The sequence below is a fragment of the Longitalea luteola genome (genome assembly GCF_017356035.1).
Lineage (GTDB): Bacteria > Bacteroidota > Bacteroidia > Chitinophagales > Chitinophagaceae > Niastella > Niastella luteola.
This window is the reverse complement of sequence record NZ_JAFIQX010000002.1, coordinates 729,829-749,291: the sequence shown is the minus strand read 5'-3', so window position 1 is coordinate 749,291 and position 19,463 is coordinate 729,829. Positions and strand designations below refer to the sequence as shown.

The window sequence follows — 19,463 nt, the reverse complement described above, 5'->3', positions numbered from 1 at the left end:
CAGCGATAAGTGCGGCACACCTTACCCTGACGAGAATGTTATAATTTAATGCCCTGCCCTTTATAAAACTCCAGCACCTTCATTTTGAAAACATAATCAAACTGGGCGGAAGCCATATCAAATTTAGCACGGGTTAAATTGGCCTGACTGATAATAAGATCAAATGTACTGAGTAAGCCCAGCTCGTTCCTTTTTTTTGCTACATCGTATGATCTTTGGGTAACATCCAGGGTCAGTTTGGTTGCATTGAATTTTTCCAGTGCAGCGGTCGCGCTATAATAGGCTTTATAAATATCGTTCTTTAAGGTTTGGTCGGCCAGTGACCTGGTGAGCTCTGCATTTTTAATATCGAGTTTCGACCGTTGATAATTAAAGCGGGCAGCTCCACCGCTTATGATGGGCACTGAAATACTAAGCCCCAGGCTTTGGCGGAAGTTGTTATTCATTTGAACGCCCCAGCCATCCCAGCGTTCACCAAATGTTTTTTTACCCTGGGTTACCTGAATATCGGGAGTAAGCACGGGATACTCTGCTCCTGATAAACGCACCACATCGCCATTGGGTGTAAAGCCTTTTAAGTTAAAGCCGGTTACTTTTCTATCAGCGCTAGAAAAGTTGGTACCGAGTGATCCGCCCACTGAAATAGTGGGGTACATGGCGGCACGGCTGGCCCGCAAGGCAGCTTCCAGCGATCGCAATCGTAATTGAATGGCCTTTTGCGCAGGCTGGTTCTGCATGGCGATCTGGAAAACCGTTTCAGGTTGCAATTGTAAAATAGGCTCTACGGGTATCTCTTCAACCGGAGGTGTAGCAATGTCGAATAATTTACCGGCATCTATATTCAGCACCTGTTTTAACTGCAGCAGGTTTTGATCGGCCGTAGCCCTTGCCGAGATATAATTGGCACTGTCGGTAGCATACTGTCCCTCAAGTGTAAGCGCATCGAGTTCCGGTGAAGCACCGGCAGCTACTCTTTTACGTGCTACCTCCAGTTGTTCCTTGGTTTGCTGCATTTGCACGCTGGAGATCTTAATTTGTTGCCGCGCCAGCAATACCTGTAAATAGTAAGTAGCAACGTTCAGGGCTACATCATTTTTGATCTTCTCCACATCCATTCTGGCTGCATCGGTATTCAAACTGGCAGAGATGATATTATTCTTGATGCGATGCCAGTTAAATACAGTGACACCTGCGCTTAAATTATATCCCTGGTATAATAACTGGTTACTGGTAAACTGGTTAGTGGTAGGGTCAATTGACCGGCCCCATTGCAAGCCGGTATTGGTGCTGAAATCGGCGCTGGGGTATTTCGACCAGCGGGATTGCTTTTCCCCTATTTCAGCCACTTCGGCCTGAACCATTGTTTGCTGAACCGAGATGTTGTTGGCCAGTGCATATTCAACACAACGCCGCAGATCCCAGTCATCCTGCGCCAATACACCCAATGAAAGGCAGCCTGTGAAAAGAGGAATTAATAATAAGACCTTACTATTTTTCATCTGAAAATATTATTTGTTCTTTAGCCAGATGCCGGCACCCGACACAGCCCGGATCAGACGGCACTACCATCCCGATCGCGGGACAGGTGTTTTATCTTCCAAAAGTAATTGTAATGACAGGCGAATAAGCTTGTTTTTGATAAACGGTCAGTTAAAATAATGAATAAACACATGTTACAAAAAGGGAAAAACAGCAATTACCGGATGCTGAGGAATTGATCGTCAGCATACGGTTTTAACGCCATATCTTTTTATAGATATGCGGGCTCCCATGTCATTATTCACTTTTATGCTACCGGCTTTTGGCAAAAGCCTGCTCAAAATCGGCGATCAGGTAATCCGGGTCTTCCAGTCCGACATAAAACCGGATCATCTTATGCACCCGGTTACCGGCATCGAAATGCTCCGGTTTTATGGAAGCGCATCGCGGAATGGCCAGGCTTTCATGACCACCCCAGCTTACAGCCATAAGTATGTGTCGCAAAGATTCGCAGAAGGTTACAATCTGTTGCATTTTTTCTGCCTTCATTACGATGGTGAACAGGCCACAGGCGCCGGCCATTTGTTCACGGGCCAGCTCATATTGGGGAAATGAGGGATCAAAAGGGAAGATCACTTCTTCTACCTGGGGGTGTTTTTTCAGGTAGTCAACCACTTTAGCCGTAGTGCCGGAAATGCGTTCGAGCCGAACGGGCAGCGTACGCAGACCGCGGATCAGCAGCCAGGCATTAAAAGGAGTAATGCCATTTCCCATATTTAACAGCTCATTGTCGAAGATCTTTTTCATCATCTGGCGGGTGCCGGTTAATACGCCTGCTACCACATCGCTATGCCCGCCTATATATTTGGTGGCCGATTGCAATACCATATCAATACCCATGACCACCGGCTTTTGGTACAGGGGTGTGCAATAGCTGTTATCACAAATTGTTATAATATCTTCAGCCCGGGCCAGGTCGGCAACAGCCCGCAGATCCTGCAAGGCGAAATCCCAGCTATTGGGCGATTCGAGGTAAATGATCCTGGTATTGGGAAGGATGGCCCTTTCGAAATTTTCAATGTGGGTACCATCTACATACGTAGTGGAAATGCCAAACCGGGGCAGGATATTATCGAACATTCTTTGTGCCCAGGTATATGGATTGCGCACCGATACAATATGGTCACCTGATTGCACATTCGAAAATACAGAAGCGAAAATAGCGGAGGCGCCGCTGTTGAATACCAAGCAGTCTTCGGCTTCATCCAAAGCAGCCAGCTTCTGGCGCAGGATATCAACGGTTGGATTTAAACCGCGGCTATACAGATAGGTACTGAACTCGTCCTCGAACACCTTACGCAGATCTTCCACCTTCTTAAAGGCAAAATTGCTGGTTTGCATAATGGGCGGAGAGATAGCGCGGAAATACTGCTCCCGGTCTTCACCTAATTCATTTAATATGTACGAAAGATCGTTCATTTGATCAGTTTGGTTGAGGAGATTTCTTGAATATGCGTAATACAAAATAGAGTACAAAGAATACAGCGAATACCAAAGCGCTTACCCACGCCGCCTTTGGTGTATTGATCGCAATACTGGTGCCTACAAACAGGTACGATGCTATAAAGATCAGAGGCAGCAACGGGTACAACTTCATGCGATAACTATCTTTTATATCCTCCCCGACGGCCCTTTTACGCAAAATAAAAATGGTGCCGGCTGAGGTGGCCATACCAATGGAATCTAAAAATATAGTGTGATCGAGGATCTCATCAAATGTTTTACCATAAAACAGGGTGATGAGGCACAACGTCGTAAATGCACTGAGTGACACGACAATGACATTTCTTCTTGCGCTCACTTTCTTAAAGATTGCCGGTAGTACGCCCTCATCGCTCATTGCATACATAACACGCGGGTTACTCATCAACAATACATTTACATAGGCCAGCACAGACAGGAACAACAGTACCGATAGAATGGTGAAACCTTTATCGCCAAACAATTTACCGGCAAGAATAGCAGCAATAGATTGTGCTTCTTTCAAATTCCCGAAGCCTATTACCTTATAATAGGTGTAATTAATTGTAATATACAGCAACATTATTATAGCAATGCCAAAAAATATCCCTTTTGGCAAAATTTTTGACGGATTTTGAACTTCTCCGCCAAAATTTATCGTTTGTTGGTAGCCGCCATACGTAAAACTCACGGCTACCAGGCAGGCGCCGAAGGCTTTCAGGGTGTTCATGAGGCCGGGCGCTTCCAAACTGGCTGGGGTAACCGCAGTTGCATAATCGCCGGTAAACAAGGCACTGATGAGAAAAACAACCACCCCGATCTTGATGACCGTAAGCACATTCTGGGTACGGGCGCTCATTTTAAGGCCCATCAGGTTCACGCTGTAAAAAAGGATCACTGCTATGGTGGAAATAAGGAGCTTGATGGAATTGATATTGGTACTTCCTTTAAACAATACATTGGCCAGGTACTCTGACCCTATCAAAGCCACCCCGGCCAGGGAAGCGGCATTCGATACAAGGATGATGCAATTAATGGCAAAAGCAATGGAAGGGTGATAGCAATAGGAAAAGATCTTGTAATAGCCCCCTGTGACCGGGTACCTGGAACCAATTTCAGCATAGGTCAATGCTCCGCATAAAGCTACCAGCCCGCCGGTGATCCAGGCAATAAAGAACATGTCTGCCGAGCCCGCCTGACGGGCTACATTTACCGGGGTACGAAATATGCCCATGCCTATTACCAGGCTGACGACGATCATGGTGAGATCGAATAAATTTAACCGGGACGACTTCATTAATGAAAGTTAATAATATTTGCATTTACCTTTAGGGTTAATTCACGCATAGAGAATGAAAACTTCGCTCCTTATCTTTTTAGCAGCTTTAGCAAGTGTATCGCTGCGAGCGCAGCATGATCAGCCACAAGACACCGTCCGCACCTTGCAGGAGGTGGTGGTGAAGGCCTATGAACAAAACCGCCAGTTAAAAGAAGTATCAGCCGCCGTTAATGTTATCAATACAGCCCAGCTGGGGCGATATAACAATACCAGTTTCTTACCTGCCCTCAATGCCACGCCAGGCGTGCATATGGAAGAAAGATCACCCGGAAGCTACCGGTTAAATATACGCGGCAGTACCCTGCGGTCGCCCTTTGGCGTTCGGAATGTAAAAGTATACTGGAACGGTATCCCCTTCACCGATCCGGGCGGCAACACCTACCTGAACCAGCTCAGTTATTTCAACGTAAATTCCATAGAAGTGCTCAAGGGACCGGCCAGTAGTTTATATGGTGCAGGTACCGGTGGAGCGGTGCTGATCAACAGCCAGGCAAACAACGAACCGGCTGGCATAAACCTGCATTATTCAACAGGCAGCTATAATTTACAAAACATCAATGCCCAGGTCACACTGGGTGACAGCGATCATACTAACACATTTGGTTATGCCCGCTTATCCAGTGATGGGTACCGCGATCAAACGCGCATGCGGCGCGATGTGGCTACCTGGGAAACGCGGTATAAGGTCAGCGCGAAACAAGAACTGGCAGCTTCCGTATTATATGGCGATCTGTATTACCAAACACCGGGCGGATTAACAGCCGCTCAATTCAGGGAGAATCCGAAATCAGCACGGCCTGCTGCAGGCGCTTTTCCAAGCGCCCGGGATGCCAACGCAGCCATTTACCAAAAAACATTTCTGGCGGGTTTTACCCACCAGTACCGGTTTACTGAGCACCTTCAGAACACATCAGTCGTTTATGGCGCTTTTTCCAACATAAAGAATCCTGCCATTCGCAACTATGAAAGAAGAAGTGAACCCCATTTTGGCGGCCGTACCATGTTTACATGGAACCGGCAGTGGCGACAGACCAGCCTACAGATCTCCTTTGGCGGTGAAGGACAACGAGGATTCTTTAACACCAAAACATTCGGTAATGTGGGCGGGCAACCCGATACCGTGCAAACCGATGATGATATAGACAACTATATTTATTCGGGCTTTGTACAGGGTGATCTGCAGTTACCCGGCGATTGGTCGGTGAGTGCGGGGGTCAGCATCAACAAAACATCCATCACCATTACCCGGCTGACCGGCCCTGAGACAGGTAAACTGACAGCCAGCTTCAATAGTGAATGGGCGCCGCGTTTCGCCGTTTCCAAAAAGATCATACCCGGTTTGAATATGTATGCCAGTGTATCGCGTGGTTTTTCTCCCCCGGGATCGGCTGAAATATTGCCTTCTACCAGCATCATCAATACGAGTCTGCAGGCTGAGCATGGTGTAAATTATGAAGCGGGTGTTAAAAGCAGCTGGTTACAACAACGCCTATACGTAGAAGTGAATGCATTTTATTACCAGTTACGAAATGCTATTGTACAGCGCCGCGATGCCAGCGGCGCCGATTATTTTGCCAATGCCGGCAGCACCCGGCAACGGGGTATTGAATCGCAGGCCAGCTACCAGCTGTTGCCCAACAGTAACCGGTTTGTTGGCACTGCGCGGCTTTGGGCCAGTCATACCTGGCATCATTTCCGGTATCAGGATTACAAGGTGATCACGAACGAATATTCCGGGAATAAACTGCCTGGGGTTCCTGTGCACTCAGTGGCTGCCGGTTTGGATATTGCTACCAGGCCGGGCTGGTATATTAACCTTACCTGGTTTTACAGCGATCCTATTGCCCTGAATGATGCCAATACCGATATGGCAACTTCTTATAACCTAGCCGGTGGCCGCACAGGCTGGCGCATGCCGTTAAGCAAAATGACCATGCTGGATCTTTTTGCGGGTGTCGACAACGTGTTTGACGTTACCTATAGCCTGGGAAATGATATCAATGCGGCCGGCGGCCGGTATTACAATGCGGCGCCGGGTGTTAATTACTTTGGCGGGCTTTCCTTTCAATACAGGTTTTAATGTATCAATAGATTGATTAACAGTTAACAGCCGGCACAAGCTTCTTTCCACACCGCTGCTGAAAAAATTATATTGACAGAACAGGAACAGCACCTATTTTTGCCGCGTAATTGGTTTCCCGATGGTACGTACCGTCGGGAATGAAAAGGGAAACCGGTGAGAATCCGGTGCTATCCCCGTAGCTGTAAGTTCTTTCGTAAATCGTCGATCATGGATCCCCGCTCTATCGGGGGCAGGCAGTCAATGAATTGTTTATTGTCGACTGTCGATTGCCGGCTTACGAATGCTGCGTACCCACGCCACTGTCCCGCATGAAGCGGATGGGAAGGCATCCAGCATAGAACGAGCCAGAAGACCTGCCAGTTGCCATTTTTACATCAACGAGCTTTCGGGTGAAAAGCCGGGATGAAATCAGTCTTTCCTCACAAGACCATTTCATTTCTGTTTGTATTTCATTATTCCGAAGGTTCATAGTTAATCAAAACAAAACTATGACCATGTTAAAAAGGTTACTCACGTTTTCCATTCTAGGCCTTGGTTACCAGGCGTTCGCCCAGGATTCAGTCAGCACAAAGCAACTGGGAGAAGTTATTGTCACAGCCAACAAACTGGCGCAAAAGCAATCTACAACCGGCAAGGTGATCACAGTTATCACTAAAGAGCAGCTTGAAAAAAGCAGCGGACGAACCGTAGGACAACTGTTAAATGAGCAGGCAGGTGTTTCGGTAAATGGTTCATTAAACAATATAGGCACGAATCAAAGTGTGTACGTACGGGGGGCGGCAACGGGCAGGATCCTCATACTGTTAGATGGGATTCCGGTATACGACCCATCCCTTTCAGGCAATGAATTTGACCTGAACCTGCTGTCGATACATGATGTTGAACGTATTGAAATAGCCCGCGGTGCACAATCTACCATGTATGGCAGCGATGCCGTCGCGGGCGTTATCAATATTATAACTGTTAAACAGGACGTAAGCAAGCCAATAAATGTAAAGGCAACACTCAGCGGCGGCAGTTATAATACTTTCAGGGGAAACATACAGTTATATGGAAAAGCCGGAAAGGTTTCCTATAGTGCGAAGTATAGCAAATTAACTTCCGACGGATTTTCAACAGCCTATGACAGTAGTCATAACAACGGGTTTGATAAAGATGGTTTTAATTCAGATGTTGCCAGCGCTTCCATGCAATTCCAGGCAACGGCCAATTTGTTGTTCAAAGGATATATTCAATACAGCCGCAACAAAACAGACATCGACGATGGAGCATTTGTTGATGAGAAAGATTATACACTTACGAATAAAAATGTGTTTACCGGTGCGGGATTCAATTATCGCAAGAACAATGTAAACATTACCGGCAACTATGCGTACAATGATTTTACGCGTAATCAATTAAATGATAGTACTGATGTGCCCGGGTTCACCACTTTTGCCAATTTTGATTTTTATGGCCGGTCACACTTTATTGAAGCCTATGCCAATATCAGCCTTGGCAGCGGCTTTACCTGGTTGCAGGGAGCAGATTACCGGTTCAGCAGCATGAACAGCCAATCGCTTTCCATCAGCCCGTACGGCGCATACCCCGAAAATTTCAATGATACATCGCACAGCCAGGCGTCGTTATACTCATCTTTATTTTATAACGGCCGCGATGAAAAACTGAATATTGAACTGGGCGGCCGCATGAATGTGCATTCAAAGTATGGCAGCAATTATACGTACACCTTCAATCCGTCCTACAATTTCACCAAACAGTTCAGGGTATTCGGAAGTTTTGCTACCGCCTTCAAAGCGCCTACGCTGTACCAGCTGTATTCATCTTATGGCTTGTCGACCCTGGAACCGGAACGTTCGACCACCTTCGAAGCAGGCGCTCAATTTTCCAGGAACAATAGCAGTGTTCGAATTGTATACTTTGACCGCCATATTAAAGATGGTATTGACTTCGATTATATCAATTATAAGTATTTTAATTCGGCGAAGCAAAATGTGCAGGGCATGGAGCTGGAAGCCAGCATCAAACCGGTAAATGCCTTGACCATAATGCTGAATTATACGTATCTCGATCCGAAAGAACAGATCCAGAGCCGGGAAACATTTAAAGATACAGCCTACCACTATTTGCTGAGAAGACCAAAACATAACCTGAATATAACCGCAGGTTACCAGTTCAATAATGGCTTGTACATAAGTGCCAATGGAAAATATGTAAGCAAACGTTATGATGTGGGTGGCTACCAAATGCCTGATCTTATATTGGATGGTTATTTTTTACTGGGCGCCTATGCAGAATACAAATTTCCTAAACACTTAAAAGTATTTGCAGACGCCCGCAATATCACCGATAAACAATTTTTCGACATAAGGGGATATAATTCCATGCCGTTCCTGTTAACGGCCGGTTTTATTTTCAATTGGTAAATAATGCCTGAGCGATCCGCAGCCGGCGGGTCGCTCAGGTTCCATAACAGGAATCAGCTTTAAAGCTCCGCATCCTTACGATTTAAACACAAACCATTGCACCAATCAACACTGGCGTATGTGTAAACATGAGCAAAAAACCTGTCCGCGCTGCCAGGCGCCCTTTGAATGTAAAGTGGGTGATGTAATGCATTGCCAGTGTTATGGCATTAATCTCACTTCAGAGGAAAGATCATTTACTGAAGAACGTTATACCGATTGCCTTTGCCGCAATTGCCTGCTCGAATTAAAACAACGGTATACATTATTTAAAGAGAAATATTTCACTAATGGTACAAGATGAAGGGCCTCAGGCCGCCTCCGCACAACGCGATGCGTTTAAGCCCGGTTTGATATTTATAACCGGCGGCGCCCGCAGTGGCAAGAGCCGCTATGCGCAGGAACTGGCGCTGCAGTTAAGCAATGATCCGGTTTACCTGGCTACTGCCCGGCATTGGGACGAAGATTTTAAAAAACGAATCCAACGACACCAGGCCGAAAGGGATGAACGGTGGACAAGCATTGAGGAAGAAAAAAACATCAGCAGGCTGTCATTATCAGGAAAGGTGGTGGTCATGGACTGCGTTACATTATGGATCACCAATTTTTTTACTGATACCAGGTATGATGTTGATGCCAGTTTAACATTATGCAAAGCGGAAATAGATCAGCTGGATACTGCCAACAATACCTTTATCATTATCAGCAATGAATTGGGCATGGGCATGCATGCAGATACTGCGACCGGCAGAAAATTTACCGATCTGCAAGGCTGGATGAATCAGTATATTGCACAGAAGGCCGATAAAGTTATTTTTATGGTGAGTGGGATACCTGTTACAATTAAAACGCCCAACCCGTAAGGGAGCAACAGGATCGTTGTTAAAAGACAATAAATAGTATGATGAAAAAAACACACGATCAGGCTGATACATTAAACGATCAATTCAACCGCTTTAGGGGGCCGGGGGGCGCGGCTGCGCGGGCATATATGAACTGGAGCGGAGGAAAAGATTCGTCGATTTGTTTACATTATATGCAGCAGGACAAACGCTACCAGGTCGATTGCCTGTTGACGAGTGTGAATGCAGCGCATGACCGCATATCCATGCACGGTGTCAGGCGTTCTTTGCTGGAAGCGCAGGCGGCATCTATCGGGTTGCCTTTACAAACCATTGAGCTGCCAGAGCAGCCAGGTATGCAGGAATACGAACAGGCAATGTTAAATAAAGTGACCGCTTTAAAAAAAGATGGCTACAGCCATGCGGTGTTCGGCGATATTTTTCTGGAAGACCTGAAACGGTACCGGGAGGAAAAACTGGCCGAGGTTAATATGCAGGCTGTGTTCCCATTATGGAAAATTTCTACTACCCGGCTGATGAATGAGTTTCTGCAGCTGGGTTTTAAAGCCATCATTGTTTGTGTGAACACAAAATTCCTGGATAAAAGTTTTTGTGGCCGCCTGATCGATGAATCATTGGTGCGTGATCTGCCGGCGCATATAGACGTATGTGGTGAAAACGGAGAATACCATTCTTTTGTGTTTGATGGTCCCATTTTTAAAACACCGATACCATTTACTAAAGGCGAAATGGTATATCGCACTTACCAGGCACCGCAAACCACATCCGATACCTGCAACCCGATGAATGAGGCATCATCCTATGGGTTCTATTTTTGTGACTTGTTACCTTAGATACAAATGTTCAAGTTCCAATCGTCAATCGAGAATCGTCAGTCGTCAATCGTGAATCTTTAACGCCAATTTTACCTACTTTCATTTACATCACATTTAATATGACAGCGACCAATACATTAACCTTACGACAAAAGATACAACATGCCATAGACAATAAAACCAAACCGCTGGGTGCGTTGGGCCGGCTGGAAGACATTGCCCTGCAGGTGGGTCTTATTCAGCGAACAACAAAACCGGTGATCCAACAGCCGCACATCGTTGTATTTGCGGGTGATCATGGCATTGCGAAAACCGGTTTGGTGAACGCATATCCACAGGAAGTGACTGCCCAGATGGTGTTGAACTTTGTGCATGGTGGGGCAGCGATCAACGTATTCTGCCGCCAACACCAATTGACGTTGAAAGTAGTGGATGCAGGCGTAAACTTTGATTTCACGGCCGTTGATCTTATTCAGGCCAAGATCGGCTATGGAACAAAGAATTACCTTGAAGAAGCAGCCATGACAATGACAGAAGCCAGGCAGGCGATTGAAAAAGGCAGAACCATTGTGCAGCAGGTGGCGGCAGCTGGTTGTAATTGCATAGGTTTCGGCGAGATGGGGATTGGCAATACTTCTTCAGCCACGCTGATCATGAGCGCCATTACCGGATTACCGGTTGTTGAATTCACGGGCCGGGGCGCCGGATTGAACAATGAGCAATTGCAAAATAAGATCGACACCTTGCAACAGGTATATGAAAAACATGCATTACATGCGTTAAATGAACAGCCCATGGAGTTGTTGTCGCGGGTAGGCGGATTTGAGATCGCCATGATGACGGGCGCTTACCTGGAAGCCGTTCAACAACGGATGATCGTAGTAGTGGATGGCTTTATCACCACGGCAGCGCTGCTGATTGCCAATGCCATCTTTTTGTCAGAAAAACAAGAAACTACTGTTCCCGGTTGGACTACATTAACGGATCATTGTATTTTTGCCCATACCAGTCACGAAGCAGGACATGAAAAGATCTTAAGACATCTGGGCGTTGTGCCCTTGTTGAACCTGTCGATGCGGCTCGGCGAAGGAACAGGCGCAGCATTGGCTATGCCGATGATACAATCTGCGGTCAACTTCCTGAATGAAATGGCAAGCTTCGAGAGTGCGGGAGTAAGTAACGCAGAACGCGAAACACAGAACGCATAACGCGGAACGCAGAAAGCTAAATGCAGAACGCATAACCTTTCGGCAGGCAGGCAGGCGCTGAACGCCGTGTTCGGCATTAAACAGCAACCATGAAAAAAGAGCTACGGATATTTTTTACCGCCATGATGTTCCTGACGCGGTTACCTGTACCGCGGTTTACCGATCATTCCCCTGATTACCTGGAACGTTCGGTAAAGTATTTTCCGTTGGTTGGCTGGATCGTCGCCGCCATCAGTGGCATCACTTTCCTGGTGTTCAATAAGTACATCGGGGAAGACATTGCGATCGCAGCATCTATCATTGCCGGCATCTTGACAACCGGTGCATTTCATGAAGATGGATTTGCAGATGTATGTGACGCATTCGGCGGGGGCTGGACAAAAGAAAAGATCCTGCTGATCATGAAAGACAGCCGGCTTGGTTCATATGGTGTCATTGGCATGATGGCTATCCTGTTCTGTAAATTCCTGTTATTAAAAGAGCTGCCCAAATTCACGCCTGATCTGCAGACGCCCTCCCTGAACCTATTTTACAATTACCGTTATTTTTTACTGACGCTGCTCGCTGCCCATTCTTTAAGCCGGTTCATGCCTGTACTGGTTATGCGCTTTTATGATTATGTGACTGATCCCGATGGCAGTAAATCGAAGCCCATAGCCACCCGTAAACCAGGTTTGCCGGCGATGGCGGTATCAGCTATTACAGCTTTGGCACCGTTTGTTTTTATGAGCTGGCATTTTTTGCTGGCGATTATACCAGTAGTATATGCGACGTTCAGTCTCGCCAAATACTTTAAAAAATGGATCGGTGGATATACGGGCGATTGCCTCGGGGCGATCCAGCAGGTGAGTGAGCTTTGTTTTTACTTAGGTATGATCATTATCTGGCGGTATATTATATAGGTTTCACTTTTCAGGTTCGAGGAATATGCAAAGGGAAATTCCCGGTACTCATTCGGTCTGTTAACTTCTAAACTATTAACTTGCCGCCATGTCAATTTACCTTATACGACATACCACACCACTGATTGAAAGGGGTCTTTGTTATGGGCAACTGGATATAGACGTAACAGCTTCTTTTAAAACGGAGGCTGAGCAGATACAGCAGGTGCTGCCGGCCGGGATCGAGCAGGTTTATAGCAGTCCGCTCATCCGTTGCCACAAGCTCGCCAGCTATTTATTTCCCAACAGCACGATTCAGTTAGAACCTGACCTGATGGAGCTGGCTTGTGGGGAATGGGAAGGGATACATTGGGATGCCATTCCGGCCGAGGTGATCGATCCGTGGATGAAGGATTTTGTAAATGTTTGTATCCCGGGCGGGGAAAGCTATTTACAGATGCATAGCAGAGTTACGCAATGTTTTTCCAGGATCATCGAAGGGCCCAAGCCGGTGGCGATCGTGACGCATGGCGGCGTAATCAGGAGTATTCTGGCGCATATTACGCAAACGCCGCTCGCAGATTCCTTTGGCGTTTTTAAGATCAGTTATGGTTGTGTTATGCAGCTGGAGGCCACGGCGACCGGGTTGAAATTTGAAACCTTACATCAGGTGACTACCGAAAAGGAGCAGCATAAGCCGAGTAACTTCAAAAAGTAGGTCATTTCGTAGGCAGATTTGGGCAAAAAGCGCTTTTCGGGCTTATTTTTTCGTTAATATCGCATTAATTATCAGGGCTGAGGAGATTTGGCAATTTTAATGTAAATTTGCCGCCCGCTTCCCCAAGCCGGAAGCCGGCCTGGTAAGTTCTTAGTAATATGGTCTCGTAGTACAATGGATAGTACGCAAGTCTCCGGAACTTGATATCCCAGTTCGATTCTGGGCGAGACCACTCTCACATGTTCATTTTGAAGTAACGAAAGTTTAGAAGCCCCGTGTAAAGAGATTTATTCGGGGTTTTTGTTTTTTGAGTGTGATGAACAGCTCTTGTAATCACCAGTCTTTTTCAATAATAAATAGTTAGTTCAACTTCAAGTTTTGCGGGTTCAAAAAAAAGAATTGTTCATGCAATTGGTAGTATGCTCAATTAACAGGACCAGATGGTTCATGCAATGGGGAACACCACCAGAAAAATATCAGAATTGTTTGGGCTTCTTTTTCTGGCTTGCCAGTGTTGCAATTTCGTCTATCCGCTTTTGCCGCGTCTCGGGGCGTTTCGCAAGCACAAGCCATTGCAGCATCCCTTTTCTTGCAGACTTGCTTAAACTTTGAAAATAGTCTTTTGAACCTTGCTTTTTTTTGAACGCCTGCTCCAGATCTTTGGGTATTTTCAGCTCTTCAACGATGTCTAAAATCGTCCATGAACCATTTTTCTTTGCCATTTCAATACTTTGGAGCCCTGCTTCAGTCATAAGTCCGTTATCAATCAGGCGTTGAACTTTTTCTTTATTGATCTTCGACCAGGTGCTTCTGGCTTTTCGCCTGCTGAAAAACTGGTGTGATGTTTCTTCATCTATCCTGATCTTCTTACTGTCTATCCAACCGAAGCAAAGGGCAACATCTACTGCATCGCTCCAGGTGATTGATTTCCTTTTTGAGCTTTTGGTATAAAAAACAAGCCATACAGATTGTTTTGAAAGATGGTTCTTCTCTAACCATTTTCGCCAGTCTGCAACGCTTTTAGGATAGAATACTTCTACTTCTTGCATCTCATTTTTATTTAATGCATAAAATTTATAAACGGCACAGCCAACTGTCCTGGTTACAAATTTAAAATCGGCTTATGACAGCCTTATGTCAGGAGCACGGAAATAATTAGTAGTAATAATCTACCGGGTGGTTAACCCGCTGGTTCTACGGTCAGGTTATGAATGAAGTTGGCGCTTTATTATATGTAACAGGTGTTAATTACGGTGAAGTAGCTGAATATTCAATTAAAAAAAATTGCAGGGTAAGATACCCTGCAATCTTAAAGCGCCATGTTAACTTTTATGCTGAAATAATATCTTTCAAGTACAGGTTAACTACAATCCGCTTTAATGTCTTAATTAAGTGCTTCCGGCGTTTCGGCTGCTTCTGCGGCACCTTCTTCAGCAAACAAATTTTCACCTGCTGATTCTTTCGCCGGCTTGGCAGCTTTCTTGCTCGATTTGTCGAGGATCTTTTCCAGGGCACTGATAGCTTCCTGAACAGGTTTCAATTTACCCATCAGTTCCGCTTCCTCTTCTTTCAATTTTTTTAATGCATCTGTAACCGGATTTTCCTTTGCAATGGTTTCTTTGGCCATAAGATTGATTTTGTTTTTTATTGAAAAGACGTTCTGAATTACCTGCCTGTAAATTTCTGGAAACGGGTCGCTAAAATACATTCTAATTTGATATCGTCATACACCAAAGCCCTACTATTTTGCCAATTTTTTTAGCATATTCCTTTTAAAAATCGAGATCATTTGTTTCTTATTCACATTTTGAATTGACCACAAATTCAAATTAATGGAAATTAATATGTTATAATAAACGACTTCCAGATGTTATCAAACAGCACAATAAAAAATAAAGCCCCGCCAATGGCGGGGCCTGATCTCCCATAATATCAACTGCGTTTTCTTACAATCTATCGGCGAAATACTTCATCGCCTGTTGCATAAATTGCGCAAACTCTGGCTGGGGTTTTCCCTCTATCATCGTATATCTTTCATCGGCTACATACAGGTCACCCAATCCTGCATACGCGGCGGCCTGGTTGTCGGTTATACCGGCCGTTCCCCAGAATTCCCGGATCAGCTCGTAATGCACCGCTATTTCTTTTTGAACCAGCTCACTGGTCGGATCTTCATGGCGAAGTGATAAAAGCGTCTGCCAATTGAGGCTTGCTGCCTGTTTAAGCGCTTTGTATTCCTGTTTGGTCTTTTTCAGCAAATGATCTCTTGCGCGATCCACCGCATCTCCCCAATGTTCTTTTGCCAGCTGGCGCCAGTTCTCAACGGTTTCAGGAGGAAGGCCTTCGTATAGTTCTTCGGGTCGTAGCATAACATTGCTTTTTAGTTGATCAATTGTTTTGTCGATCGTAATCAATAAGGTGGTTATGCGCTGTTGCTTTTGTTGTAAAGCGGCTTTATGGTTTTGCAAAGCTTTTACCGGATCAAATTCGGGATCATCGAGAATATCAGCAATTTCCTTGAGCGGCAGATCCAGCTCCTTGTAAAAAAGGATCTGCTGCAATCTCAATAATTCTGCCCGCCCGTATAACCGGTAATTCTTTTCTGTGCGCACAGATGGCTTTAACAAACCGATCTGGTCATAAAGGTGAAGTGTCCGGACACTCACCCCGGCCAGCGCTGCCAGCTTTTTAACCGAGTACTGTTCCACTGCTTATTGATTGTTGAAAACAAATGTAGGGTATGACGTAAGGTAAGGGTCAAATATATTTTCAACTTTTTTCTGCACCCTGAAAAAATTTCACCAGTTGAAATGTCCAACCCAACGATCGTGTTGCCTAACCGGCCGGTTTTATGTTGGCGCGGCATGCAGACAGGAATATCTTTACTGTCGATTTTCATGGCTGCTCAGTCACATGAGCAATTGGCCCCCCGGCTGTCGGGTGGGCCAACTTATATATATGATGTGTTTCAAAATTACCTAAAGTAAGTACCTGTCTCTTCAATCAATGACTCCATCAATTGTTTGGCTTTTCTATGCTTCAATACAGGCGCAATTTGTCCGCCCCAGAACAACACCATGTCCCATTTCTGCTGTTCGAGCGCTGCTATTCTCAATGATGACATGAATGTAGTTTGTAACGGGAATGGTAAGAACTGGTTTTCTTTACCAGTCAACTCTCTTGCAATTCTGCTGGTAATACCCCGGCCCAGTCTGCCCGTAAAAGCTCTTGACAGGGTCGTATATTTTGCTTCGGGAGAGAACAGCATCTGCCGGTGTATGGGCAATGCGTTTGATTCGTCTGTAGCGAGAAAAGCGGTTCCGATCTGTGCGGCATCAGCGCCCAGCGTTAATGCTGCTGCCACACCACGGCCGTTGGCAATACCGCCTGCTGCAATGATGGGCGTTTTTACTTTCTCTTTTATCAACTGCACCAACACAAAAGTTCCGGTAGTAGATGTTTCTGCCGATGTGAGAAATGATGGCCGGTGGCCACCAGCTTCAAAGCCGGAAGCTATGATCATATCAACACCGGTTTGCTCAAGGGCGATTGCTTCATCGAGGGTAGTTGCAGCACCTATCGTTTTGGTACCCACCTTACGGAACTGTTCCAGCACATCCGATGGCAGCGTACCAAACATAAAACTGAACACCCTGGGGCGTATATCCAGTATAACCTGCAACTGGTTTTGAAAGCGGGACGCAAATGGCGGCGGCTTCTCAGGCAATGGAATACCCGCCTCATCAAAATAAGGTTTGAATATGCGGCTTACCTGCGCATACTGCTCATCGGTTACAGTTCCACCCGGTGCATCTGTATCCGATACCCACAGGTTTAGATTGTAAGGCTTATTGGTAGCCGCTGCAATTTGTTTATTAAGCTCATAGATCTCCTGTGCACTTAGGGTATAAGCACCGTAACCGCCCAATCCACCTGCATTCGAGACCGTGGCCACCAATTCAACCGAGGAAAGCCCACCTCCAAAGGGGCCCTGTAATATCGGATATTCAATGCCTAACAGTTCTGTTGCTTTTGTGTTGTACCACATGGTGTTTGGTTTATTTGTTTACGTCGCTGATCAATTTATTTACGATGAGCCATCTACTATCGATCTTGTGAAAAGATAAAAACTCGTGGTAGTTGAACTCATACATTTGTACGGCCACCTCGGCCATGGCAATTGAATTCACCACTTTAATGTTCAGGATCTCTCCGTTGAATGGCTTTCCGGAATCCCTGGGGCTTTGCCGGTGTTGAACACCGTCCAGGTAAACGGCCAGTGTTTTCGCATAGGGTCGCCCTTTCACATCGCCAAAAAGCAAGGTACCTGAATGATATACCTGGAGTAACTTATTCAAATCGCCTTCATAGATACCTTTGAGGTAATGTTCTTTCAGCACATAGGCGATGGCTGCTGAATCAGTCTGTGGCATTTGCTGCGTTTGCATATTGTTTCCGTTTTGTGCTTTGTTGTCCTGCAGGGCGCAAGACAACAAAGCTATTAATAACATATTTATCATACCGGTTCAAATGATGACCGGGCGCCAATCCTCTTTTGCCCGATTTACGAAGGGGCTCTAATTATAATAATAGTTTGCTTTTTCATTATGTTATTTTTTGTTTGCCGTTATACCTTGCTCACGTAATACCGACACCTGTTCCCCTGCGTATCCCCAGTTATCGGTATCTACTTCCTCTATTGAAATATGGGTAAGATGTGGGTCCTTGTTCAGTACGTTGGTGAGCACATCGGTTACCTCTTTAATGATCTGTCGTTTTTGTTCACGGGTGACGCCTTCACGCGTCAATTCAATTTTTACGAATGGCATAAAATGTCTTTAAGATGAACTAAATTAAGCAGCTATAGCAGTGATGTTTACCTTCAGGTCAAAATCATTGTAAATGAGCGTATCGCCCAGATTGCTAAAGAAGTTGCCGGAGCGGAATCTGATGCCGTATTTGGTACGGTCTATCACTATTTTACCCGAAGCGGTCAAGGTATCCCCTTTAATTTCCACACGCGCATCGAAAGCGATAGGATGTGTAATGCCCTTAATGGTCAGGTTACCTTCAACCCGGTTATTGTTCACTGTGGTTATTTCGAAGCTGGCTTCGGGATACTGATCAATAGAAAAGAAGTCGTCTGAAGCCAGGTGGCCGGCAAACTGGGCATTGGTAGCCGGATCCGTTACATCCAGAATTTTAATGGAAGTAGTGTCAATTATGAATTGTCCAGCGGCTAATTTACCATCCTTCACAGAAAGTGTACCCTTTTTTAGGGCGATGGTTCCAAAGTGGGAGCCGGTAACTTTCCGGCCTGTCCAATCGATATTGCTTTGAGCAACGGCGATGTTGAAGTTTTGATCTTTCATTTCTTTGCGTTTAGTTTACAACACAAAGATGAGCTGGAATGCGCGGGTGATCGCGTGATGTACATCACTATTGGTAATTTGTGATGTAGATCACATTTCAGGAGTTATACAGGCGGCTGAGGGTTTCCCGGGAAACACCCAGGTAAGCAGCTATTAATTGTTTGGGAACAATATTATAAAGTTCCGGGTACTGGGCCATCAGTTCTTCATACCGGTGCTTAACATCGTTATTCATCATACTCAACAATCTTTTTTGCGACGCCACATATCCTTTATTTGTGCGCCACCGAAAGAAGTGTTCTACCTGGTGCACCTCGCGGCATATCTCTTCCCGATCGGCATTGCTAAGGCGAAGCACCTCGGCATCTGTTACACAATCGACGCCAACTGTAGCTTTTGCCCCACTGTACAATGCATTAAAATCAGAAGCCCACCAGGTTGGCATGGCAAACTGAAGGATGTACATTTTTATATCATCGTTTATATAAAAGGTTTTAAGGCAACCACTCACTACAAAATATTCATGATTCACCTTATCACCTGCAGTAATAATGGTTTGTCCTTTTTTAAAGGATTGTAATTCGAAACGGTCAAAAAAATTGTCAAACTCCTCATCAGTCAGTGCAGCAATCTTCGCTACATGTTCTTTCAGGATCTGTTTTGGGTCCATGACTGTTCTTTTCAGTGAATACAAAGAAAGTGATTTCTTCCAAATACTC

At 45.5% G+C, this 19,463-nt stretch carries 19 protein-coding genes, 1 tRNA gene and 1 riboswitch; of the genes, 9 read left to right on the top strand and 11 right to left on the bottom strand.

Features of this window, described 5'->3' with window-relative positions:
• Positions 1 to 38: 38 nt before the first annotated feature.
• The 3 genes from JUB15_RS07365 to JUB15_RS07355 all read right to left on the bottom strand — a co-directional run bounded on the left by JUB15_RS07365 (position 39) and on the right by JUB15_RS07355 (position 4,297).
• Complete coding sequence (locus JUB15_RS07365) at positions 39 to 1,499, bottom strand: TolC family protein (protein WP_207511816.1); 1,461 nt, start codon at positions 1,497 to 1,499, stop codon at positions 39 to 41.
• A 292-nt stretch (positions 1,500 to 1,791) separates the two neighbouring features.
• On the bottom strand, positions 1,792 to 2,958 hold the full coding sequence (locus JUB15_RS07360; protein ID WP_207511815.1) for a trans-sulfuration enzyme family protein: 1,167 nt from the start codon (positions 2,956 to 2,958) through the stop codon (positions 1,792 to 1,794).
• A gap of 4 nt (positions 2,959 to 2,962) precedes the next feature.
• Positions 2,963 to 4,297 (bottom strand): APC family permease, encoded by a 1,335-nt coding sequence (locus tag JUB15_RS07355; RefSeq protein ID WP_207511813.1) that lies wholly within the window; start codon positions 4,295 to 4,297, stop codon positions 2,963 to 2,965.
• A gap of 55 nt (positions 4,298 to 4,352) precedes the next feature.
• On the opposite strand from JUB15_RS07355, the gene JUB15_RS07350 reads away from it, so the two are divergent.
• The 9 genes from JUB15_RS07350 to JUB15_RS07310 all read left to right on the top strand — a co-directional run bounded on the left by JUB15_RS07350 (position 4,353) and on the right by JUB15_RS07310 (position 13,604).
• Positions 4,353 to 6,419 carry a TonB-dependent receptor family protein gene (locus tag JUB15_RS07350; protein WP_207511811.1) on the top strand — a complete coding sequence of 689 codons (2,067 nt, stop codon included), beginning with the start codon at positions 4,353 to 4,355 and terminating at the stop codon, positions 6,417 to 6,419.
• Between the two features lie 94 nt (positions 6,420 to 6,513).
• A riboswitch (cobalamin riboswitch) is annotated at positions 6,514 to 6,797 on the top strand.
• A 119-nt stretch (positions 6,798 to 6,916) separates the two neighbouring features.
• Positions 6,917 to 8,848 carry a TonB-dependent receptor plug domain-containing protein gene (locus JUB15_RS07345; RefSeq protein ID WP_207511809.1) on the top strand — a complete coding sequence of 644 codons (1,932 nt, stop codon included), beginning with the start codon at positions 6,917 to 6,919 and terminating at the stop codon, positions 8,846 to 8,848.
• 118 nt (positions 8,849 to 8,966) lie between these two features.
• Entirely contained in the window at positions 8,967 to 9,191 is a 225-nt protein-coding gene (locus tag JUB15_RS07340) for a cysteine-rich CWC family protein (RefSeq protein WP_207511807.1), read from the top strand.
• Positions 9,178 to 9,750: a bifunctional adenosylcobinamide kinase/adenosylcobinamide-phosphate guanylyltransferase gene (locus tag JUB15_RS07335; protein ID WP_207511805.1), complete on the top strand. Its 573-nt coding sequence runs from the start codon at positions 9,178 to 9,180 to the stop codon at positions 9,748 to 9,750. Before JUB15_RS07340 ends, JUB15_RS07335 begins: the two co-directional genes overlap by 14 nt.
• A gap of 38 nt (positions 9,751 to 9,788) precedes the next feature.
• Positions 9,789 to 10,583 carry a Dph6-related ATP pyrophosphatase gene (locus tag JUB15_RS07330; RefSeq protein WP_242696229.1) on the top strand — a complete coding sequence of 265 codons (795 nt, stop codon included), beginning with the start codon at positions 9,789 to 9,791 and terminating at the stop codon, positions 10,581 to 10,583.
• Between the two features lie 101 nt (positions 10,584 to 10,684).
• Positions 10,685 to 11,773 carry a nicotinate-nucleotide--dimethylbenzimidazole phosphoribosyltransferase gene (cobT, locus tag JUB15_RS07325; protein WP_207511804.1) on the top strand — a complete coding sequence of 363 codons (1,089 nt, stop codon included), beginning with the start codon at positions 10,685 to 10,687 and terminating at the stop codon, positions 11,771 to 11,773.
• A gap of 89 nt (positions 11,774 to 11,862) precedes the next feature.
• Positions 11,863 to 12,675, top strand: a complete 813-nt coding sequence (locus JUB15_RS07320; protein ID WP_207511802.1) for an adenosylcobinamide-GDP ribazoletransferase — start codon at positions 11,863 to 11,865, stop codon at positions 12,673 to 12,675.
• A gap of 88 nt (positions 12,676 to 12,763) precedes the next feature.
• Positions 12,764 to 13,372, top strand: coding sequence for an alpha-ribazole phosphatase (gene cobC, locus JUB15_RS07315; protein WP_207511800.1), 609 nt, complete (start codon positions 12,764 to 12,766; stop codon positions 13,370 to 13,372).
• A 160-nt stretch (positions 13,373 to 13,532) separates the two neighbouring features.
• Positions 13,533 to 13,604, top strand: a tRNA-Arg gene (locus tag JUB15_RS07310).
• A gap of 244 nt (positions 13,605 to 13,848) precedes the next feature.
• Here the strand turns inward: JUB15_RS07310 and JUB15_RS07305 are convergent.
• The 8 genes from JUB15_RS07305 to JUB15_RS07270 all read right to left on the bottom strand — a co-directional run bounded on the left by JUB15_RS07305 (position 13,849) and on the right by JUB15_RS07270 (position 19,414).
• Positions 13,849 to 14,421 (bottom strand): YdeI/OmpD-associated family protein, encoded by a 573-nt coding sequence (locus JUB15_RS07305; RefSeq protein WP_207511798.1) that lies wholly within the window; start codon positions 14,419 to 14,421, stop codon positions 13,849 to 13,851.
• A 335-nt stretch (positions 14,422 to 14,756) separates the two neighbouring features.
• On the bottom strand, positions 14,757 to 14,999 hold the full coding sequence (locus JUB15_RS07300; RefSeq protein WP_207511796.1) for a hypothetical protein: 243 nt from the start codon (positions 14,997 to 14,999) through the stop codon (positions 14,757 to 14,759).
• A gap of 319 nt (positions 15,000 to 15,318) precedes the next feature.
• Entirely contained in the window at positions 15,319 to 16,080 is a 762-nt protein-coding gene (locus JUB15_RS28760) for a MerR family transcriptional regulator (RefSeq protein WP_207511794.1), read from the bottom strand.
• Between the two features lie 266 nt (positions 16,081 to 16,346).
• Positions 16,347 to 17,420 carry an NAD(P)H-dependent flavin oxidoreductase gene (locus JUB15_RS07290; RefSeq protein WP_207511792.1) on the bottom strand — a complete coding sequence of 358 codons (1,074 nt, stop codon included), beginning with the start codon at positions 17,418 to 17,420 and terminating at the stop codon, positions 16,347 to 16,349.
• A 10-nt stretch (positions 17,421 to 17,430) separates the two neighbouring features.
• The gene (locus JUB15_RS07285; protein ID WP_242696228.1) at positions 17,431 to 17,820 is read right to left on the bottom strand and encodes a nuclear transport factor 2 family protein; all 390 of its coding nucleotides are present in this window, start codon (positions 17,818 to 17,820) and stop codon (positions 17,431 to 17,433) included.
• A gap of 162 nt (positions 17,821 to 17,982) precedes the next feature.
• The gene (locus JUB15_RS07280; protein WP_207511789.1) at positions 17,983 to 18,201 is read right to left on the bottom strand and encodes a tautomerase family protein; all 219 of its coding nucleotides are present in this window, start codon (positions 18,199 to 18,201) and stop codon (positions 17,983 to 17,985) included.
• A gap of 24 nt (positions 18,202 to 18,225) precedes the next feature.
• Positions 18,226 to 18,744, bottom strand: coding sequence for a YceI family protein (locus JUB15_RS07275; RefSeq protein ID WP_207511787.1), 519 nt, complete (start codon positions 18,742 to 18,744; stop codon positions 18,226 to 18,228).
• Positions 18,745 to 18,841: 97 nt separating this feature from the next.
• The gene (locus JUB15_RS07270) at positions 18,842 to 19,414 is read right to left on the bottom strand and encodes a Crp/Fnr family transcriptional regulator (RefSeq protein WP_207511785.1); all 573 of its coding nucleotides are present in this window, start codon (positions 19,412 to 19,414) and stop codon (positions 18,842 to 18,844) included.
• Positions 19,415 to 19,463: the final 49 nt, after the last annotated feature.

What these genes read in the sequence shown, in the direction of transcription:
- JUB15_RS07280 (WP_207511789.1), bottom strand. Translation starts at nt 18,201, where the DNA reads ATGCCATTCGTAAAAATTGAATTGACGCGTGAAGGCGTCACCCGTGAA.
- JUB15_RS07285 (WP_242696228.1), bottom strand. Translation starts at nt 17,820, where the DNA reads ATGCAAACGCAGCAAATGCCACAGACTGATTCAGCAGCCATCGCCTAT.
- cobT (WP_207511804.1), top strand. Translation starts at nt 10,685, where the DNA reads ATGACAGCGACCAATACATTAACCTTACGACAAAAGATACAACATGCC.
- JUB15_RS07355 (WP_207511813.1), bottom strand. Translation starts at nt 4,297, where the DNA reads ATGAAGTCGTCCCGGTTAAATTTATTCGATCTCACCATGATCGTCGTC.
- cobC (WP_207511800.1), top strand. Translation starts at nt 12,764, where the DNA reads ATGTCAATTTACCTTATACGACATACCACACCACTGATTGAAAGGGGT.
- JUB15_RS07290 (WP_207511792.1), bottom strand. Translation starts at nt 17,420, where the DNA reads ATGTGGTACAACACAAAAGCAACAGAACTGTTAGGCATTGAATATCCG.
- JUB15_RS07275 (WP_207511787.1), bottom strand. Translation starts at nt 18,744, where the DNA reads ATGAAAGATCAAAACTTCAACATCGCCGTTGCTCAAAGCAATATCGAT.
- JUB15_RS07330 (WP_242696229.1), top strand. Translation starts at nt 9,789, where the DNA reads ATGATGAAAAAAACACACGATCAGGCTGATACATTAAACGATCAATTC.
- JUB15_RS07345 (WP_207511809.1), top strand. Translation starts at nt 6,917, where the DNA reads ATGTTAAAAAGGTTACTCACGTTTTCCATTCTAGGCCTTGGTTACCAG.
- JUB15_RS07360 (WP_207511815.1), bottom strand. Translation starts at nt 2,958, where the DNA reads ATGAACGATCTTTCGTACATATTAAATGAATTAGGTGAAGACCGGGAG.
- JUB15_RS07365 (WP_207511816.1), bottom strand. Translation starts at nt 1,499, where the DNA reads ATGAAAAATAGTAAGGTCTTATTATTAATTCCTCTTTTCACAGGCTGC.
- JUB15_RS07340 (WP_207511807.1), top strand. Translation starts at nt 8,967, where the DNA reads ATGTGTAAACATGAGCAAAAAACCTGTCCGCGCTGCCAGGCGCCCTTT.
- JUB15_RS07300 (WP_207511796.1), bottom strand. Translation starts at nt 14,999, where the DNA reads ATGGCCAAAGAAACCATTGCAAAGGAAAATCCGGTTACAGATGCATTA.
- JUB15_RS07320 (WP_207511802.1), top strand. Translation starts at nt 11,863, where the DNA reads ATGAAAAAAGAGCTACGGATATTTTTTACCGCCATGATGTTCCTGACG.
- JUB15_RS07270 (WP_207511785.1), bottom strand. Translation starts at nt 19,414, where the DNA reads ATGGACCCAAAACAGATCCTGAAAGAACATGTAGCGAAGATTGCTGCA.
- JUB15_RS07350 (WP_207511811.1), top strand. Translation starts at nt 4,353, where the DNA reads ATGAAAACTTCGCTCCTTATCTTTTTAGCAGCTTTAGCAAGTGTATCG.
- JUB15_RS07305 (WP_207511798.1), bottom strand. Translation starts at nt 14,421, where the DNA reads ATGCAAGAAGTAGAAGTATTCTATCCTAAAAGCGTTGCAGACTGGCGA.
- JUB15_RS07335 (WP_207511805.1), top strand. Translation starts at nt 9,178, where the DNA reads ATGGTACAAGATGAAGGGCCTCAGGCCGCCTCCGCACAACGCGATGCG.